An 18,641-nucleotide genomic window follows, 5' to 3' on the forward strand; every position below is an offset into this window, starting at 1 on the left:
CATCACTCAACCATCGCGCCGCCGTGAGTCCAAGGGGTCTGTGCCGGATCGGGGAAGGCGGCGCCGGGGCGGAAGGCCTCGCTGAGCGTCGTCAGCAGCAGGCGCTCGCCGACCGCGGGGACGCTGCCCGGCTCGGCCACCAGCTTGCGGCCCATGCCACCGGAGAGCTCCAGCAACACCTCGGCCCCGTCGGGCGTGTGCCTGACCGAGACGACCTTGGCCTTCTGGGCGGGCCGAGCCGGCGAGGTGAGCGTGGCGCCGGCCTCGACACGCACGGGCTCGGTGCTGGCGACCATGATCCGCGGCCGCAGCACCGGGCGCTTGCCGGTGTCGTCGACCCGGTCGTCCTTGGCCATCGTCACGACCGCGACGAAGGCCGCGCCGGTCAGCCGGTGCTCGGCCATCACCAGCGGATCGTCGAAGGCGCGCTGGACGGCGTAGCGGGTGGCCGCGTTCTCCAGGCGGTGCAGGCGCGACGCCGCGGCCACCGCCCCGTCCCGGCGGGGCTGGGGCGGGAGGCCCTCCTCGATCCCGGCGACGAAGGCGGAGTAGCTGTCCCGGTCGGCGTCCCAGCGCGAGGCCACCCGCGCGCCCGGCGGCAGGGCCCGGAGCAGCGACAGCGCGAGCCACATCTGATCCCACGTCGGCTGGAGCACGTCACGCAGCGCCTCGGTCAGGCCCGGCACGTCGTCCGCCTCCATCAGCGGCGCGAGCACCTTGTTGTCGAACTCGGGGTCGGTGGCCGGGCCGGCCGCGGCGCCCTCCGCGGCCCGGGCGGCATCCCGGCCCGACATCCCGCGGGGCGGGGAGATCCAGGCGAGCTGGGCGGCCAGTTGCGCGTCCTCGGCGCCGCTCTGCCCGGTGGCCCAGTGCAGTCCCAGCGCCTGCACGGCGTTGAGCAGCATCGACGCGCCGGGCACCTCGGCCGACTGGGCGAGGAAGGTGAGCCATCGCCCGAGCAACGGCACCCCCGGCGGCACCGGATAATCGCCGTCGATCTGCCGGAACCGGGTAGACCGGCCGAGCAGCCGGACGAAGTCGACGCCGCCGGTGTTCGGCACCCAGACCTGCGGGGCGTCGACGAAGCGGTACCGCACGTCCCGCCCGCGATCGACGGCGATCGGCTCGGCCATGCCGGTGAACGAGTCCAGGTAGGGCAGGAGCACCTCGGCCAGCTCGCCGGCAAAGCGGAAGCGCTGGTCCCGGTTGCGCGGCTGGGGCACGACGAGCAGGGTCGGCGACATCTGCGAGGCCCCGGCCAGGGCGGCCAGCGGCGCGTTGGCCTCGCCGGCCATGGCCAGCGGGACGAAGACGAACGGCCGCCGGTGCATGTGCAGGTGGCGCACGGTGGCGATCGGCTCGGCCTCACCCGAGGCGGCGGCCTGGGCCCGGGCCAGGGCGGTGAGCGTGCTCAATGGCCGAGTGCCTCGGCTCGCAGCCGTGCGGCGGTGCGGAGCAGGGCGGCCGCTTCCTCCTGGTCCTCGTTCGCCGGGCGGGCGCCGCCGGCCAGGGCCAGCGCCTCGGCCACCGTCGCGACGCCGCCGAGCGCGTCGCGGACCGGGCGGCCCAGGGCGGCCGTCGTTCCCGCGGCCTCGTGCCGGCAATAGGCGGCCAGCTCGCACGCGGAGAGACACTCCGGCGCATAGCGAGCCGACACCTGAGCCAGGCCGGCCGCCAGCGTCTCGGGCGGCAGCGCGAGGTCGAACGACACTCCCGGGGGAAGCGCGGCGACCAGCGACGCGGCCGAGGCCATGCGGGTGAGCTGGCGGCGGAGCGTGGCGAGTTGCTTGCGCACGTCGAGCACGACCGCCACCGGGCTGAACGAGAAGTTCTCCGGGCAGACCAGCACGACCTCGTGACTGACCAGGTCCGGGTCCTGACCGAGCGAGGAGAGGAGGTCGCGAAGGGCGAGCACATAAACAGCGGCCTGGGTGGCCGCGGCGGAGACCTTCGCGCTGTCCGCCTGGCCGTCGATGATCGAGAACGACTTGATCTCGACGACCTGGAGGCGGCCGGCCCGCTGGAAGGCGATCAGGTCCGGTTCGAGGAAGACGGTCTGGCCGGCCACCTGCAGCGTGAGCAGGGGGTGGTCGATCAGGGCGGCGCCGGCCGCGTCGCCGAGCAGCGCCCGGGTGCGGGCGTGTCGCTGGGCGAGCGTCTCGTCGGCGTCGGCGCCCAGGTCGTCGTAGCCGACCTTGAGCGACGGAAAGCCGAGCGCGGTGAGCAGCAACGCGCCGTCGTCGGCCTTGAGCATGGCCTCGAAGCCGTTGCCGCGGGCCAGCGCGAACCGGGACTGGCCGAACTGGCCGGGGAAGCCGACCCGCTCGGCGAGCCGGGGCTTGTCGATGCCGGCCGCGTCCAGCACGGCGCGCCGGTTGCAGCCGGGGTTGCCGGTGAGCGCGGCGATCGTGCGGGCGTTGTGCCGTTTCCGGGGCGACGAGCCACGGAGCTGCTCGATGGCGGGGTCGGTCGAGGTGGCGGCGCCCTGCCGCTGGATCTCGGGCTTCGGCGCCGGCTGGCGCGCTCGGGTGTCGGTCACGCGCCGCCCCGCTGGTGCGGCACCGACGGGACGCCGAAGAGGCGGCGGTGCTCGTCGAGGTGGTCGGTGCGGGCGAGGGCGGCGGTGCGTGCCGGCCCCTCGGCAGCGGCGGCCGCGGCCAGGGCGGGGTCGTCCAGGGCGGCGCGCGCGGCCTCGGCGAGGTCAAGTGCCTCGGGACCGCCGGGCACCTCCAGGGCGAGGCGTTGCAGCAGCTCACGGGCGCTGGCACCGGGGCGGGCGGCGGCGAACTCGGCGATCCGCGCGGTCGCGACCAGGGCATGGGCGCGCGCGACGGCCGGCGTGATCAGCCGCTCGTCGAGCGACCAGGTCGACAGCGTGACGGTCCCCCGCGCCGGCGCGAGATCCGGGTGCAGAGCAGGACAGATGAGGTACGGGCGCAGCACAGTCCCGCCGTCGAACCCGGCCGAGTGCGTGGGCACGGCCGTAGCGGAACCATCCGGCCCGGCGGGTGATTCCGCGCGGGCGAAGAGACCGGAATCAAGCCCGGACGACGGGTCGAGGCCGGCTGCGAAGCGTTCGTCGTCGCGCATCAGGGCGGCCAGCGCCGGAACCGACAGGTCGCCGTCGAAGAAGGCCGCGTGCACGTCGACCACCAGCCGGGCCGGCGCGGGCACGCCCAGCAGGAGCAGAGCGTGCCGCGCCTGCTCTCGCAGGCCGGGCAGCGTGCTCTGGCGGGTCATCTCGGCAGCCTTCGTCGGGGGGTACGCCGGTCGACACTAGATCTTCGCGCACCGGACCGCCAATGTCCGTGCGACGCACCGCGATTCACCCCGCGGAGCTGAATAAACCCCGCATATCGGACCGCGGGCGTCGCACGCGCTACGTTCGAGCCATGCCGAAGGCCATCTGGAACGACGAGATCATCGCCGAGAGCGACGACACCGTGGTTGTCGAGGGCAACTACTACTTCCCGCGCAGCTCGCTGCGGGAAGACGTGGTTCGCCTCTCCGACACGCACACCGTCTGCCCGTGGAAGGGCAAGGCGTCCTACTACACGCTCGAGTCGGGCGACCACGTCACGCCGGACGCGGTCTGGTTCTACCCCGAGCCGAAGCCCGACGCCACGGCCGTTCGTGACCGGGTCGCCTTCTGGAAGGACGTCAAGGTCGTCGCCTGACGACCCTCGGCAGACCCGCCCTTGGACAACAACGACCGGAGGCCCGCTCACGCTATGCGCGGGTGGGCCTCCTCGATCTTGGTCACCTCGAGATAGTCGAGCATGTCCTTCTGCTCGGCCAGATCCAGCGCGTAGAAGGCCTCGTACGCCGAATTCCGCGCGTGTGGCGTCTCGGCCGCGAGCAGCGCGATGATTCCCGACCAGGCCAGTGACACCCGGTCGAAGAGCCGCGCCGCCCGCAGCGACGTCAGGCGGCTGAGCATCGCCACCTTCGTCGCCGCGTCGTCGTCGTGGGCGATCCGGTCGGACAGCTCGAAGAGCGCCTTGCCCCGGTACGGATGTTCCGACTCGATCAGCCGGGCCAGCTCCGCGTTGTTCATGTGCTCGACCGGCGGCGCCGGTCCACGGCTCGGCAGCGGTGTGCTCACTGCTTCCCGTCCCCTCTCACGATGTTCCTCCCCCTGGACACCGACCGTATCGGTCGGAAGCTCAACGTGCTCGGCTGTCGCGCCCGCTCTCGAAGCCGTTGCCGGGCACCTGATGGGGCAGCGACGGCTGGTTGCGGAAGGTCGGGAACGGCTTGGCCGGGGGCATCACCGGCGCGGCCGGGCCGTCGTCGGGGACCGCCGGGAACCTATGCGAGAAGCTCTCCAGGACGGCGCGTCCCGTTTCTGACTCGGGCCCGACGGTCTCGTTCACCGCCACCTCGACCTGCTCGGCCAGCCCGGCCTGGGCCCGGCGGATGGTCCGCAGGATCTCGGTGGCGAGCCCGGCGTCGGGCAGCTCGAGCGTGGTGATGGCGCCACCGCTGTCGACCCCGACCCGGATCACGCCGTCACCGCCGGTAGCCGAGGCGGACAGCCGGGCCACCCGGTCGGCCAGCGTGGCCGTCGCCTCCGCGCGCCCGGAAGGCGGCGAGTTCCAGGAACGCTCCGCCGCCTCCACGTCGTCCAGATTGCGACCAAGCACAGTTTGTCCTCCGTTGCCGACTTTCTTCTGTGTTGGCGTCCTATGAGATCACGGACGCGCAACTCAGCGTGACCCGGTGTGCGGGCGCGCCACGAGGTCACCCGACCTGGCGACCGTCTCGTAATGTATGCGTGGTTTCACATCCACATTCGAGGCGCTCGATCTGAGGCCGAATTCGAAACCAGTCCGGGCGATACATTAACGGTTGCCGGTGGGCAAACATCCCGACCGGCAGGAGGAGCCGCGTTGACCGACGAGGAATACCCCGCGCAATGGCGGTCGGAGATGGTCGATGTCTCCGGGCTGACGCTGACGGAACTCGCCGACCTCACCCAACGTGACGACTCGGTTCTGAGCCGTACGCTTCGCCGCCTGTCCCACGACCTGACCGACCCGGACGAGCCGATCGCCGGCTTCAACTCGGCGCTCTGACGTGCGGAGGCACGCTCTCACCGACCGCGATTTCGCAGCGTTGGGAGCGGGCCGGCCGTCACCATCCGTCATCGATGAGTTGCGGCGTGGTCAGCACGGCCGGAATCTCCTGCTGCTGCGCGCGCTGCCCGGCGACCACGGCGCCGAGGCCGATCTCACCGATCCCCTGTTCGGCGCCTGGGCCGCCGCCCGCCTCCGCGACCGCGTCACCGGCCCGCCGCCGGTCGATCGCCCCGACGTCAGATTTCTGACCGCCGAGCACGACACCATCAGCTTTTCGGTACGCCTGGAGGACCGCGACGACCGCCGAGGCCTGCTGGGCCTCACGCCGTCCGCGCCGCTGACCGACGCCGAGGCCGCGCACTGGCAGGAGTGCTTCACCGACGCGTGGCGCCTGCTGGTCACCCGGCACCGGGCCGCCGCGCTGCTGCTGGCCGACGTGCTGACCTGCGTCGTCCCGGTCGAGTCGGACGCGGGCGCGGCCGGGATCAGCGCGACGTCGGCCGACGCCTTCGGTGCGGTCGCGATGTCCCGCCCGGCCGACGCCACCGGCCTCGCGGTCGGCCTGCTGCACGAGGCGCAACACAGTGTGCTGAACGCCACCTCGTACCTCTTCGACCTGCACCTCGACCCGCGCGACCGGGGCTATTCGCCGTGGCGGGACGACCCGCGCCCGGCCTCCGGCGTGCTGCACGGCGCGTACGCCTATCTGGCCGTGACCCGCTTCTGGCGCACCGAGGCCGGCACGACCGGCGACCCGCTGGCGACCTTCGAGTTCTGCCGCTGGCGCGAGGCCGTGGCCGGCACCGCCGAACGCCTGCTCAGCACCGGCCGCCTCACCGCCGCCGGCCGCCGCTTCACCGGCGCGCTGCTCGACGAGGTCCGCCCGTGGCCGGCCGAGCCCGCCGACCCGCGCATCGTCCACCTGGCTCGCCTGGCCAACGACGACCACTACGTCCGCTGGCGCCTGCGCAACCTGCGGCCCGACCCCAGCCCCCTGGTGGCCGCCTTCCACCGTGGCGACCCGCCCCCACCCCCGACGTCCCAGCTGCGGACGGACAGCCGCCGCGCCCTCTCCCACTCGCCCCGCCTCAAGGCGATCCACGACCTGCTCCGCCGGGGCGAAGTGGTCGCGAGGTTGTCCACAGGCGCGCCGGCGGCCGACAGCCCTGTGGACAACTCCGCGGAACTGTCGGACCCACGCGCTACGTTGCCGCCCACCCAGAGGGGTGGGGGAGGTGGCGGTGGCCGCGCCGATTTCAAGATCGAGAGGAGCGGGGGAGACGGCGGTAGCCGCGCCGATTTCAAGATCGAGAGGGGCGGGGAAGGCGGCGGCCGCACCGACTTCAAGATCGAGAGGGGCGGGGAAGGCGGTGGCCGCGCCGATTTCGAGGTCGAGAGGGACCATGAGCGCGGCGCGCGCCACCCGAGCTCCGAGCAGACACGCGAAATTCGCCCCGCGGCCGTCGAGGCCGCTCTGCTCGCGGGTGATTACGGGACAGTCCGGCGCGCGTACACGGGCAAAGATCTTGATCTTGAATTGACGCCGTTGATCATCGCGGGTGGGGTGGGTGCGCGGGCCGAGGATGTTGCCGCGCTGGTGCGGGCCGGGTGTGCGCCGGGCCGGGTGATCGAGTGGATTGTCGGCTGACATCTCTCAGGTGAGCGCGACCGGGACCGATCTGGTCGCCTGGAGGTGAGCCATGGGGCAGAGCACGGGTATGAACCGGGTCCGGCGGGTGGTCGACGCCGCGATGGTCTTCGGCTCGTTGCTGGTGCTCACGTGGCCGGTGCTGTTCGCCGAGCGCACCAACCTGGCCGTACCGGTCGGTGTCGTGGCGTTCCTCGGGATCGGCGTGGTTCTGCTGGCCGAGCGGTGGCCGCTGCTGCAGTACGCCCCGATCGCGTCCGCGGTGATCTGCGCCGGCTGGTGGCACTATCGGGACGGCGCGATCACGCCGGAGCTGACCGGGCTGCTCATCGCCGTGTCGGCGGTCATCCTGGTCCGGCAGTTCCTCGGCGCCCGCACCAACGACCGGCTGATGCGCGACCTCACCAAGCAGCGCGCGATCCTGACCCGGCAGGCCTACTTCGACCCGCTGACCGCGCTGGGCAACCGCAAGCTCTTCATGAACCACGCCACCGACGCGCTGTCCGACGCCGACGACACGATCACCGCGATGATCCTGGTCGACCTGGACGGCTTCAAGGAGATCAACGACACGTACGGCCACGCGGCCGGCGACGAGCTGCTGGTGAGGACGGCCGAGCGGCTCAACGCGAATGTTCGGGGCAACGACACCGTGTCCCGGCTGGGCGGCGACGAGTTCGTGGTGCTGCTCCCCCGGCTGGCCGACGACACCATCGCCGACACCGTGGCCAACCGGATCCTGCGTGACCTGGCCGTGCCGCTGACCGTCGGCGACACCGTGCTCAGCATCCAGGCCAGCGCCGGCATCGCCTTCGCCCGGGGCGGCGGGTGGGCCGTGGACGCGGTCATGCGTGACGCCGACGTGGCCCTCTACCAGGCCAAGGCGGACGGCAAGGGTGTCGCCCGGCGGTTCGACCCGGCCCAGTTCGCGATCGCCGAGCAGCAGCGCCGGGACGAGGCCGAGCTGCGCCGCGCCGTGGACGAGCACGAGTTCGAGGTGCACTACCAGCCGATCGTCGACCTCGACGGCGAGCACACGGTCGGCGTGGAGGCCCTGGTCCGCTGGCGGCACCCGTCGCGTGGCCTGCTCGCCCCGGCCGCGTTCCTGGATCTCGCCGAGGAGATCGGGCTGCTGCCGCGGCTCGGCGGCTGGGTGCTCGCCGAAGCCTGCGAGCAGGCCGCCGCGTGGCAGCAGGCAAATCCCGGCTTCGAGCTGAACGTCAACCTCTCCGCCTCCCAGCTCGGCCAGCCCGACCTGATCGACGAGGTGCGCGGTGTGCTGGAGCGCACCGGCCTGCCCCCGCACCTGCTGGTGCTGGAGCTGACCGAGTCGGTCGCGCTGACCGACCTGGCCGAGTCGGCCCGGGTGCTGGGCGCGCTCAAGACCCTCGGCGTACGCATCGCGCTGGACGACTTCGGCACCGGCTTCTCGTCGCTCAGCCACCTGGGCGCGCTGCCGGTGGACGTGGTGAAGATCGACCGCTCGTTCGTGGCCACGATGCAGGACACGGCCGGCGCCTCGGTGGCCGAGGCGGTGCTCCAGATCGCCCGCACCTTCGACCTGTCCCCGGTCGCCGAGGGCGTCGAGGACGCGTTGCAGGCGGCCCGGCTGCGCGAGCTCGACTGCGGGCAGGCGCAGGGCTACCACTTCGCCCGCCCGATGCCGGCCGCCGACCTCACCGCGCTGCTGACCCGCCAGGAAGCCCTACAGGGGCGGTAGGTCGATCTCGGTCTCCAGTCGCAGGCCGGCGGCGGCGCGGGCCAGGATCGGATGATTCTCCCCGTACGCCTTCGTCAGCGCCGTCATCTCCTGTTCCTGGGCGGTCTCGTCACCCGCGTCCAGCGCCACGTTCCAGGCGCAGGCGGCGGTGTCCGGATGGTCCGGGCCGCGCACCGTACGGGAGCGCATCAGCGTGTCCGCCGCGATCTCCCGCGCCTGCTGCCCCTCGCCGGTCTGCAACAGGTCGGCGACCATGCCGTTGGCACAGGACAGCGTGAACGGGTGGTCGGGCCCGACGCTGCGCCGCAGCCCGACCAGCGCCTCGGTGTCGATCGTGCGCGCCTCCGGGAACCGGCCGGTCGCCCGCACCACGCCGGCCAGGTTGGCCGACGCGGCCAGGGTGAACGGGTGGTCGTCGCCGAGCACCGCGTGGTAGCGGGCCACCACCCGTTCCAGCAGCCGGTGGGCGCCGTCCAGGTCGCCGTCGGCCCGGGCGCAGTTGGCCAGGCCGACGATCGCGCCGAGCGTTTCCACGTTCAGGTCGCCGAACCGCTGCCGGAACCGGTTCACGTTGGCTTCGGCCAGCTTGCGGGCGTGCGCGAGGCCGCGGCGGCGGGCGGCCAGCGCCACGAACCGGCGCAGCAGCAGCACCATCGGATGGTCGGCGTCCAGGGTGTGCGGCAGGACCAGGATCTCGGCCGCGCCACCGAAGTCGCCCATCCCGATCAGGTCGAAGGCCAGCGCGCCCCGCGACGAGATGATCTCCGGGTGGCTCTCGGCCAGCACCGCCGAGCGGTGCTTGAGGGTCTGCTCGTCGAGCGCCTTGGCCCCCCGGAAGTCGCCGAGCAGCCGCAGGTCGGCGGCCAGGTTGTTGGCGCAGCGCAGGGCGGTCGGGTAGCTGTCGCCGTAGAGCCGGCGGTAGCGCACCAGGTTGTCCTTGTCGAGCAGCCGGGCCTGTTCGAAGTGGCCCTGCATGCGCAGGTCGGCGCCTACGCTGTTGGCCGTGGCCAGGGTGGTCTCGTCGTCGCCGCCGAGCGCCTCGCGCTGCAGCCGCAGCGTCTGCGAGTTGAGCGTGCGGGCGTCCGGGATCCGGCCCACCGCCCGCAGCGCGTTGGCCAGGTGGAAGGAGACCAGCAGGGTCTGCTCGTCGGCCTCGCCCACGGTTTCCCGCCACCGGGTGACCGCCTGGGTGGCGAGGTCGCGGCTGGAGTCGTAGTCGCCGCTCGCGTACAGATAGCGGACGCAGTGCACGACCAGCTGGCGGGACTCCTCGGAGGATCCGCCCAGGGCGTCCGAGTGCACCAGGTGCGGGACGATCTCGGCGTACCGCGGCCAGGCCGTGGGCGTGTCCGGGTCGCCCGGGTCGGCGGAGGCCAGCATCCCGCGGACGGCCCGGAGCTGCGCGGCGTGCCGGTCCGAGCTGAGCTCCTGGCTGAGCATGCCGCGGATCAGCGGGTGCACGAGCAGGCGTTCGCCGGACGGGTCGAGGTCGGCCAGCCCGTACCGGCCGATCAGCCGCATCGCGGCCCGCAGCCGGCGCTCCAGCCGGATCGTCGGCACCAGTTCCTCGGGCAGCTCGCGCCCGCGCGCCGCCCAGAGCAGCTGCCACGAGACCGGCGCGCTGGCCAGGAACGCGCACAGCTCCAGCAGCTGGGCGGCCGGCGCCGAGGCGGCCCGCAGCGCGTCGGTGGCCAGGCCCCAGGCCACCCGGATCGGGGTCGGGAAGGCCAGTTCGGCGGCGCGCTGGTCGTACCTTCGCAGGTATTCCGCTGTGGACCAGCCGGCCGCCACCCGCACCGCGGCCGCCTGGTGCAACGCCATCGGCACGTCCTGGAGCCGGTCGGCCAGGCGCTCGGCGTCGGCCACGGAGGCCTCGGGCAGGCGCCGGCGGAGGAAGTCCACACTGTCGGCCCGGTCGAACACCGGCACCGGCACCGCCTGCGCGATCTCCGACGTCCAGCGCGGGTTGCGCGAGGTGACCAGCACGTGACCGGCGCCGCTGGGCAGGTACGGCTTGATGTCCTCGGGCCGGTTGGCGTTCTCGAAGACGACCAGCCAGTTCCGGTACGGCTCGCCTCGGCTCAGCGCGTCGCGCACCGCGCCCAGGGTGCGGTTGATGTCGCGGGCCTCGGGCAGGCCCAGCCGCTGCGCCAGCCCGACCAGCGAGGCGCGCATCCCGGCGGTCTGCTCCGCGGGAATCCACCAGACAAGGTCGTACGTGTCGGCGTACCGGTAGGCATACTCAATCGCGAGCTGGGTTCGTCCCGTGCCGCCAAGCTGGTGCTCCGGCGCCGGCAGCAGCGCCACGGGACCGTTGCCGAGCAGGCCGCGAACATCGCTGAGCAGGTCTTCCCGCCCGGCAAAACGCGGGTTGCGCGGTGGCAGTCCACCACGGATAGGCACGGCAGCCCCTCTCGCACAGGAATATTGTCACTACGAAAGGTAAGGCCTCTCCGTTGTCCGAGGAAGTAGTGGCCAGACTGGACCGTACGACCGACACCGTGACCGTGGTCCTGACCGGCGAGGTCGACGTGCTCACCGTCGACCAGGTGCGGTCGGCTCTGGCCGAGGCGATCGCCGCCCGCCCCCGCTCGATGACCGTCGATCTGTCCGACTTGTCGTTCATCGACTCCACCGGTCTGGGCGCCCTGGTCTTCGGCTTCCAGCGGGCCCGGGACGCCGGCATCACGTTCCGGCTGTCCCGCCCCACCTCCGGTGTTCGTCAGATCCTGGTGGTCAGCGGCCTGCTCGAGGTCGTCGAGCTGGAGGACTGACGTGCCGTCCCTCGTCGACCCGGTCGTCCGCCCCGGCACGATGAAGTCCCGCCTCCAGCCCGACATCCACGGCGCCGGCCTCACCCTGCGCCCCTGGCTCCCGTCCGACCGCGCCACCGTGGTCGCCGCCTACGCCGATCCCGGCATCCGCCAGTGGCACGCCCGCTCGATGACCAACGAGGAGGCCACCGACTGGATCGCCCACTGGCCCGGCCGCTGGCGAGCCGAGTCCGGCGCCGGCTGGGCCATCCTCGACGAGGGCAAGGTGGCCGGCCAGATCAGCCTGCGCCGCCTCAACCTGCCCCTGGGCCTGGGCGAGGTGTCCTACTGGGTTCTCCCCGCCGCCCGCGGCCGCCGCATCGCCCCTCGAGCCCTGGTCACCGTGTCCACCTGGGCCTTCGAAACCCTGGGCCTGCACCGCATCGAGGTCGCCCACTCGACCGTCAACCAGCCGTCCTGCCGGGTGGCCACGACCGCGGGTTTCGCCCTGGAGGGCACCAAGCGCGCCGAGATGCGGCACGCCGACGGCTGGCACGACATGCACCTCCACGCCAAACTCTCCACCGACCCTTAAATCAAGATCAAATTCTGGATTTTCCCACGTCCGTCGTGGTCCAGACCGCTTGCTCCCGCGGGCTCCAGGTCCGTGCGTGGTCAGGCCGCCACAGGCGGCAGACCCACTTCCCAGAGCGCGCTGACCGGCACGGCCCGCAGCTTCTCGCCGAACGGCAGGGTCGACGTGCCGGTGTGGAGCACCACGCCGGCGACGAAGTCGTCGCCGAGACGGCCGGCCAGCCGGCGCAGGCCGCGGAAGTCGTCCGGCCCGACGGTCGTGGCCGCCTTGACCTCGATGCCGACGACCTGCCCGGACCGGTTCTCCAGAACGGCGTCGACCTCGAACTTGCTGTGGTCGCGGTAGTGCGACAGGTCGACGGCCGACGCCGACCAGGTGAGCTGGCGGGCAAGCTCGGAGATGACGAAGGACTCGAGCAGCGGCCCGAACGGCGCCCCGGGCCGGAGCAGGGCGCGGGCGTCCACACCGACCTCGTTGGCGGCGATGCCCGAGTCGACGAACACCAGCTTCGGAGCGGCGGTGGCCCGGGTGCCGAGATTGCGGGACCAGCCGGGAATCCGCTTGATGAGGAAGATCTCTTCCAACGCCTGGAGGTAGCGCGCGATCGTCGACCGGCTCAGGCCCAGTGCCGACTCGAGCGCGTTGGCCGCGATGATCGTCGCCGACCGGGCCGCGAGCAGCCGCACGAGCTTGCGCAGCTCGCCCTTGTGGTGGATGTCGGACAGCTGCCGGACATCGCGCTCGATGAGCGACTGCACGTAGGCGTCGAGGTATCGCTGCCGGCGCTTGGCGTCGTCGCGGGACGTGGCCTCCGGCAGGCCGCCGCGCACGATGCGGGCGGCGTAGCCGGCTCGCGTGACCGTCGACTCATGCCGGAGTTCGGGTCCGAGCGTGAAGATGGCGTCGACGAAGCCGTCCGGCTGGCCATCGAGCTCGCCCTGGGAGAACGGCCAGAGCTCGACGGTCTCCATCCGGCCGGGCAGGGCATCCGGAGCGGCGACCATCCCGAACAACCGCGACGAGCCGGTGAGCAGGAACCGGCCGGGCCGCGGATCGGCGTCGACCGACGCCTTGATGGCGAGGAGCAGGTCGGGGGCTCGCTGGATCTCGTCGATCGCCAGGAGCTCGGCGGAGTCGACGAAGCCGACCGGGTCGGCCAGAGCGGCGGCACGGTCCTGAGCTCGGTCGAGGTCACGCCGCTCGGCCACGCGGTCCCCGGCGACCACTCGCACCAGAGTGCTCTTGCCGGCCTGACGCGCCCCGCTCACCAGAACGACACGTGTGTCGGCCAGGGCGGCGGCAATCTGCGACTCGACGCGGCGAGGGAGGAGATCAAGCGTGGACACACCCGATCCTAACTGTCGCGACCGCCAAACTTTACATATGCGGCGGCGTAACTCTACATATGCGGCCGCCTGATGCTACATATGCGGCGGGACGGCGCTCGATCTGCGGCGCCGTTTCTCAGGCCGGCTTGGCCGGGACGGCCAGGCCGATGCCCGGGGCGACCGGCTTGAGGTGGCGGCCGGCCAGGAGGGCGAGGCTCAGCAGGGCGGCGAGGATGGCCAGGGCGCCGGCGCCGTACCAGGCCAGGTCGTAGTCGCCGAGGCGGTCGCGGAGGGTGCCGGCCACGACGGCGGCGATGGCCGCGCCGACCTGGTGCGAGGCGAAGACCCAGCCGAAGACCACGGCGCCCCGGTCGCCGAAGTACTCGCGGCAGAGGGTGACGGTCGGCGGGACGGTGGCCACCCAGTCCAGGCCGTAGAACAGGATGAACACCACCATGCTGGGGTGGGCGGTGGCCGCGAACAGGGACGGCAGCACCAGCAGGGACAGGCCGCGCAGGGCGTAGTAGCCGCCGAGCAGCAGGCGGCTGTCGACGCGGTCGGTGAGCCAGCCCGAGGCGATGGTGCCGACGATGTCGAAGAAGCCGACCAGGGCGAGCAGGCCGGCGGCGGTCGTCACGGCCATGCCGTGGTCGTGGGCGGCGGGGATGAAGTGGGTGCCGACCAGGCCGTTGGTGGTGGCGCCGCAGATGGCGAAGCCGCCGGCCAGCAACCAGAACGGGCCGGTGCGGGCGGCCTGGGTGAGGGCGCTCAGGGCGTTGCGGGCGGCGTTACCGGCGGGCGCGGCCGGCGGCGGCGAGGCGGACGCGGGCGGAGGCGGCGGGGCGGACGCGGGCGGAGGCGGCGGGGCGGACGCGGGCGGAGGCGGCGGGGCGACCGCACCGTAGGCGAGGACGCCCAGCTCGGACGGGCGGTCGCGGAGGCGCCAGACGACCAGCGGCACGACGGCCAGCGCGGCGAACGAGACGGTCAGGGCGGCGGTACGCCAGCCGCTGTGCGCCGACAGGTTGGCCAGGACCGGCAGGAAGATCAGCTGGCCGGCCGCGCCGCCCGCGGTGAGGATGCCGGTGACCAGGCCGCGGTGCTTGACGAACCAGCGGCCGGTGATGGTGGCCACGAAGGCCAGGGCCATCGAGCCGGTGCCCAGGCCGACGAGCACGCCCCAGCAGAGGATCAGCTGCCAGCTCGTGGTCATGAAGACGGTCAGCCCGGAACCGGCCGAGACCAGGAGCAGCGCGAACGTCACCACGCGCCGGATGCCGAACTGTTCCATCAGGGCGGCGGCGAACGGCGCGGTCAGGCCGTAGAGCAGCAGGTTCACCGAGACGGCGGCCGAGATCGTGCCCAGCGACCAGCCGAACTCGTCGTGCAGCGGGGTGAGCAGCACGGACGGGGTGGCGCGGAAGCCGGCCGCGCCGACCAGCGCGACGAACGCCACGACGCCGACAAGCCAGGCGGGATGGATACGACGAGTCACCAGGGAAGTCTGCGGAACCCGGCGACCAAAGACGAGTGGCCCGGAGGCCATCATGCGCAAGAATCAGGCCATGACTCGTCATCGTGTCGCCGTCCTCGCCCTCGACCAGGCCGTCACCTTCGATCTGGGCGTGCCCGGCCAGGTGTTCACGTCGGCCCGGGACGACCAAGGTCAAAGTCACTATTCGGTACGCGTGTGCGCGCCGCACCCGATCCGGACGACGGCCGGCTTCACCGTGACGGCCGACCACGGGCTCGAGGCGCTGGACGACGCCGACACGGTGCTCGTCCCGGGCGTCGGCCGGTCGTCCGATCCGGTGGAGCGCGGCTTTGTCGCACCTGAGGTGGCCGAGGCGCTCCGGAAGGCGTACGAGCGCAAGGCCCGGATCGTGTCCGTCTGCACCGGCGCGTCCGTGCTGGCCGCGGCCGGCCTGCTCGACGACCGCCCGGCCGCCAGCCATTGGGCCTACGCGGACCGGCTGCGAGAGCACTACCCGCGCGTCAAATGGGACTTCGACGCGCTGTTCCGGGACGACGGCGACGTGCTCACCTCGGCCGGGGTCGCCGCCGGCATCGACCTCTGCCTGCACATCGTCCGAAGCGACCAGGGTAGCGAGGTGGCCAACCGGGCGGCCCGCAGTTGCGTGGTGCCGGCCTTCCGGGACGGCGGGCAGGCCCAGTTCATCGAGCGCCCGGTGCCGGTCACCGCGGGCGCCGGCACCGCGCGCACCCGGGAGTGGGTGACCGGACGGCTCGGCGAGACGGTCGCCCTGGAGGAGATGGCGGGCCACGCGCGGATGAGCGTGCGCACGTTCACCCGCCGCTTCCGGGAGGAGACCGGACTGAGCCCGGCCCGATGGCTGCTCCAGCAGCGGGTGGCGCACGCCCGGCTGCTGCTGGAGTCGACCGACCTGCCGATCGACGTGGTGGCCCGGCGCGCGGGGCTGGGCAGCGCCTCCGCCCTGCGGCAGCATCTGCACACCGCGATCGGTGTGTCGCCCTCGGCGTACCGCCGGACGTTCCGGCTATCCACCACGCAAACGTCCGAATAACGGCAAGATTGAGCTAAGTACGCCGTATCGGCCGCCCGAAAAGGATGTCGTGGATCAGACCTTTCGCCCGCTGCTCGACGCCCTGAAGCAGATCGGCGTCGACCCCGTGGCGGTGGACGCCGCCGCGGAGGAGGCCCAGCGGAGCGGCCGGTCGGTGCGCGCGGTCCTGATCAACGACCAGGTGGTCACCGAGGAGCAGCTGACCGAGGCGGCGGCCAAGGCGTTCGGCATCAACACGCTCGACCTGGTCGGCTACAGCCCGGACCCGGTCGCGCTCAAGCGGATCCCGCTGCCGGTGGTGCTGCGGCACCGCGTGCTCGGCCTGTCGATGACCGACGGCGAGATCGTGGTCGGCGTGACCGACCCGGGTGACGTGGTCGCGCTGGACGACGTCCGGGCCGCGACCGGCCTGACCGTCCGGCCGGTGGTGGTGGCCCGCAGCGAGGTCCGGCGGATCATCGAGCGGCTCCAGCGCGAGGACAGCGACCTCGGCGACCTGGGCGACAACCTGCAGGACGACGCGGCCGGGATGGCCGCGCAGGCGGCCGGGGCCGACGACGTCCCGATCGTCCGGTACGTGAACAACCTGATCGAGCAGGCCGTCCAGAACCGCGCGTCCGACCTGCACCTGGAGCCCACCGAGGACGACATGCGGGTGCGCTACCGGATCGACGGCGTGCTGCACGAGGTGGACACGGTCCCGCGCAACGTCATGGCGGCGCTGATCTCGCGGCTGAAGATCATGTCGGGCGTCGACATCACCGAGAAACGCATCCCGCAGAACGGCCGGATCACCGCCCTGATCCGGGACCGGACGGTCGACCTGCGGACCGCGACGCTGCCCACCGTGTGGGGCGAGAAGATCGTGCTCCGGGTCCTGGACACCGGCGGCATCGACCTCGACCTGGCCAAGCTCGGGTTCACCGAGCACAACCTGAGCCGGTTCGCCGAGTCGTTCACCAAGCCGCACGGCATGCTGCTGGTCACCGGGCCGACCGGATCCGGCAAGTCGACCACGCTGTACGCGACCCTGGGCAAGATCAGCCGCCCCGAGGTGAACGTGATCACCGTGGAGGACCCGGTCGAGTACCGGCTCCGCGGCGTCAACCAGGTGCAGGTGAACGCCAAGGCCGGCCTGACCTTCGCCGCGGTGCTGCCGGCCATCCTGCGGTCCGACCCGGACGTCGTGCTGATCGGTGAGATCCGGGACGGCAACACCGCCCAGATCGCGGTCGAGGCGTCGCTCACCGGTCACCTGGTGCTCTCCACGCTGCACACCAACGACGCGCCGGGCGCGGTCACCCGGCTCACCGAGATGGGCATCGAGCCGTTCCTGGTCGGCTCGTCGCTGGACTGCGTGCTGGCCCAGCGGCTCGCGCGCCGGCTCTGCGACTGGTGCAAGGAGGCGTACTACCCGACCGAGGAGGAGCTGGTCGGCGCGCGCTGGCCGTTCCAGGACCTCAAGGTGCCGGACACCCTGTACCGCCCGGTCGGCTGCCGGAACTGCGCCAACACCGGCTACCGCGGCCGGATCGCGCTGCACGAGGTGATGCCGGTGTCGGCCGAGATCGAGTCGCTGACCATCCGGCGGGCGTCGTCCAACGAGATCCGCGAGGTCGCGGTCAGCCAGGGCATGTACGACCTCCGCGCCGACGGCCTGGCCAAGGCGTCGGGCGGCCTGACCAGCGTGCGCGAAGTCTCCCGCGTCGCGATCTGACGACGTTACCCCCTCGCTCCCGGTACCGCGCAAAAACGGCGGAATAGCTCCTAAACCTCGGTTCGGCCGTGCCGAATGAGGGGGGCGTCAGAACCCGCGAGAGATTGTCGGTGCCGCACATGTACCAGCTCGACCACGACGTGCCCCAGCAGGCGGCACCGGTGGACGCCGTGCCGGCGGACGACCTGGCCGTGCTCGACCAGATGCTCGTCACGCTGGTCGAGTCGCGTGGTTCCGACCTCCACCTGACGGTCGGCTCGCCGCCGATGATCCGGGTCGACGGCAGTCTGCGCCCGCTCCCCGGCTACGGCAAGCTCAACTCGGCCGACACCGCGCTGCTGGCCCGGGCCGCGGTCAACGCGGAACAGTGGGAGACCTTCCAGCGCGAGCACGAGATGGACTTCGCGCACAGCATCGTCGGCGTCTCCCGGTTCCGTGGCAACCTCTACATCCAGCGCAACTCGTGCGGCGCCGTCTTCCGGGCCATCCCGCACAAGATCAAGCCGCTGGACGAGCTGGGCATGCCCGATTCGGTGTCCCGCTTCGCCCATCTGCCGCGGGGCTTGGTGCTGGTCACCGGACCGACCGGTTCGGGCAAGACCACCACTCTGGCCTCGTTGCTCGACCTGGCCAACCGCAGCCGCGCCGCGCACATCATCACCATCGAGGACCCGATCGAGTTCCTCCACCCGCACAAGCGCAGCGTGGTGAACCAGCGCGAGGTCGGCACCGACACCGAGACCTTCGCCCAGGCCCTGAAGCACGCGCTGCGGCAGGACCCGGACATCATCCTGGTCGGTGAGCTCCGTGACCTGGAGACCACCGCGACCGCGCTGACCGCGGCCGAGACCGGTCACCTGGTGCTGGCCACCCTGCACACGCAGAGCGCCACGCAGACCATCGACCGCGTCATCGACATCTTCCCCCCGCACCAGCAGTTGCAGATCCGGGCCCAGCTCGCGGCGTCGCTCCAGGGTGTGGTCACCCAGGCCCTGGCGCCGAAGGCGGACGGCAAGGGCCGCGTGGTGGTCAGCGAGATCCTCACCGCCACGCCGGCCATCCGGAGCCTGATCCGCGAGGGCAAGTCCCACCAGATCCCGTCGTTCATGCAGGCCGGCGGCAGCGACGGGATGTTGTCCTTCGATCAGCACCTGGCCGAGCGCGTCCGGGAGGGGCTGGTCTCGATGCCGCACGCCCTGGAGATCTGCCACTCCCAGGAAGAACTCAAGCGCCTCATCGGACGGATGTGATCC

Annotated in this window: 17 protein-coding genes; 9 read left to right on the forward strand and 8 right to left on the reverse strand. The window is 72.2% G+C overall.

Annotated elements, in window-relative coordinates; genetic code table 11:
• Positions 1-2: 2 nt before the first annotated feature.
• The 3 genes from AB0O15_RS39645 to AB0O15_RS39655 all read right to left on the reverse strand — a co-directional run bounded on the left by AB0O15_RS39645 (position 3) and on the right by AB0O15_RS39655 (position 3,240).
• On the reverse strand, positions 3-1,415 hold the full coding sequence (locus AB0O15_RS39645) for a hypothetical protein (RefSeq protein WP_364330396.1): 1,413 nt from the start codon (positions 1,413-1,415) through the stop codon (positions 3-5).
• Positions 1,412-2,458 carry a hypothetical protein gene (locus AB0O15_RS39650; protein ID WP_364330522.1) on the reverse strand — a complete coding sequence of 349 codons (1,047 nt, stop codon included), beginning with the start codon at positions 2,456-2,458 and terminating at the stop codon, positions 1,412-1,414. The genes AB0O15_RS39645 and AB0O15_RS39650 overlap by 4 nt, the downstream gene beginning before the upstream one ends.
• A gap of 77 nt (positions 2,459-2,535) precedes the next feature.
• Positions 2,536-3,240, reverse strand: coding sequence for a hypothetical protein (locus AB0O15_RS39655; protein WP_364330398.1), 705 nt, complete (start codon positions 3,238-3,240; stop codon positions 2,536-2,538).
• 152 nt (positions 3,241-3,392) lie between these two features.
• Here AB0O15_RS39655 and AB0O15_RS39660 point away from each other — a divergent pair, with 152 nt between their 5' ends.
• Positions 3,393-3,677 carry a DUF427 domain-containing protein gene (locus AB0O15_RS39660; RefSeq protein WP_364330401.1) on the forward strand — a complete coding sequence of 95 codons (285 nt, stop codon included), beginning with the start codon at positions 3,393-3,395 and terminating at the stop codon, positions 3,675-3,677.
• Between the two features lie 47 nt (positions 3,678-3,724).
• On the opposite strand, the gene AB0O15_RS39665 is transcribed toward AB0O15_RS39660, so the two are convergent.
• The gene (locus AB0O15_RS39665) at positions 3,725-4,105 is read right to left on the reverse strand and encodes a hypothetical protein (RefSeq protein WP_364330404.1); all 381 of its coding nucleotides are present in this window, start codon (positions 4,103-4,105) and stop codon (positions 3,725-3,727) included.
• A gap of 61 nt (positions 4,106-4,166) precedes the next feature.
• Positions 4,167-4,646: a hypothetical protein gene (locus AB0O15_RS39670; RefSeq protein ID WP_364330407.1), complete on the reverse strand. Its 480-nt coding sequence runs from the start codon at positions 4,644-4,646 to the stop codon at positions 4,167-4,169.
• A gap of 246 nt (positions 4,647-4,892) precedes the next feature.
• Here AB0O15_RS39670 and fxsA point away from each other — a divergent pair, with 246 nt between their 5' ends.
• The 3 genes from fxsA to AB0O15_RS39685 all read left to right on the forward strand — a co-directional run bounded on the left by fxsA (position 4,893) and on the right by AB0O15_RS39685 (position 8,449).
• A complete protein-coding gene (gene fxsA, locus AB0O15_RS39675; protein ID WP_364330410.1) occupies positions 4,893-5,078 on the forward strand; it encodes an FxSxx-COOH cyclophane-containing RiPP peptide in 186 nt (61 codons plus the stop codon).
• Between the two features lie 79 nt (positions 5,079-5,157).
• Entirely contained in the window at positions 5,158-6,729 is a 1,572-nt protein-coding gene (locus AB0O15_RS39680; RefSeq protein ID WP_364330413.1) for an HEXXH motif-containing putative peptide modification protein, read from the forward strand.
• 52 nt (positions 6,730-6,781) lie between these two features.
• Positions 6,782-8,449: a bifunctional diguanylate cyclase/phosphodiesterase gene (locus AB0O15_RS39685; protein ID WP_364330416.1), complete on the forward strand. Its 1,668-nt coding sequence runs from the start codon at positions 6,782-6,784 to the stop codon at positions 8,447-8,449.
• Here the strand turns inward: AB0O15_RS39685 and fxsT are convergent.
• Positions 8,435-10,852, reverse strand: coding sequence for an FxSxx-COOH system tetratricopeptide repeat protein (gene fxsT / locus AB0O15_RS39690; protein WP_364330419.1), 2,418 nt, complete (start codon positions 10,850-10,852; stop codon positions 8,435-8,437). The genes AB0O15_RS39685 and fxsT overlap by 15 nt on opposite strands.
• A 68-nt stretch (positions 10,853-10,920) precedes the next feature.
• Here fxsT and AB0O15_RS39695 point away from each other — a divergent pair, with 68 nt between their 5' ends.
• On the forward strand, positions 10,921-11,223 hold the full coding sequence (locus AB0O15_RS39695; protein ID WP_364330422.1) for an STAS domain-containing protein: 303 nt from the start codon (positions 10,921-10,923) through the stop codon (positions 11,221-11,223).
• Between the two features lie 40 nt (positions 11,224-11,263).
• The gene (locus tag AB0O15_RS39700) at positions 11,264-11,797 is read left to right on the forward strand and encodes a GNAT family N-acetyltransferase (protein ID WP_364330525.1); all 534 of its coding nucleotides are present in this window, start codon (positions 11,264-11,266) and stop codon (positions 11,795-11,797) included.
• 80 nt (positions 11,798-11,877) lie between these two features.
• On the opposite strand, the gene AB0O15_RS39705 is transcribed toward AB0O15_RS39700, so the two are convergent.
• Together AB0O15_RS39705 and AB0O15_RS39710 are read right to left on the reverse strand one after the other, a co-directional pair.
• Positions 11,878-13,143 (reverse strand): ATP-binding protein, encoded by a 1,266-nt coding sequence (locus AB0O15_RS39705; protein ID WP_364330425.1) that lies wholly within the window; start codon positions 13,141-13,143, stop codon positions 11,878-11,880.
• Between the two features lie 118 nt (positions 13,144-13,261).
• Entirely contained in the window at positions 13,262-14,671 is a 1,410-nt protein-coding gene (locus AB0O15_RS39710; protein WP_364330528.1) for an MFS transporter, read from the reverse strand.
• A 19-nt stretch (positions 14,672-14,690) separates the two neighbouring features.
• Between AB0O15_RS39710 and AB0O15_RS39715 the strand changes: the two genes are divergently transcribed.
• From AB0O15_RS39715 to AB0O15_RS39725, 3 genes are all read left to right on the forward strand, one after another.
• Positions 14,691-15,671 (forward strand): helix-turn-helix domain-containing protein, encoded by a 981-nt coding sequence (locus AB0O15_RS39715; RefSeq protein ID WP_364330428.1) that lies wholly within the window; start codon positions 14,691-14,693, stop codon positions 15,669-15,671.
• A 49-nt stretch (positions 15,672-15,720) separates the two neighbouring features.
• Entirely contained in the window at positions 15,721-17,388 is a 1,668-nt protein-coding gene (locus AB0O15_RS39720) for a GspE/PulE family protein (protein ID WP_364330431.1), read from the forward strand.
• Positions 17,389-17,507: 119 nt separating this feature from the next.
• The gene (locus AB0O15_RS39725; protein WP_364330530.1) at positions 17,508-18,638 is read left to right on the forward strand and encodes a type IV pilus twitching motility protein PilT; all 1,131 of its coding nucleotides are present in this window, start codon (positions 17,508-17,510) and stop codon (positions 18,636-18,638) included.
• The last annotated feature ends 3 nt before the right edge of the window (positions 18,639-18,641 follow it).

This window comes from Actinoplanes sp. NPDC089786, assembly GCF_040684855.1.
Lineage (GTDB): Bacteria > Actinomycetota > Actinomycetes > Mycobacteriales > Micromonosporaceae > Actinoplanes.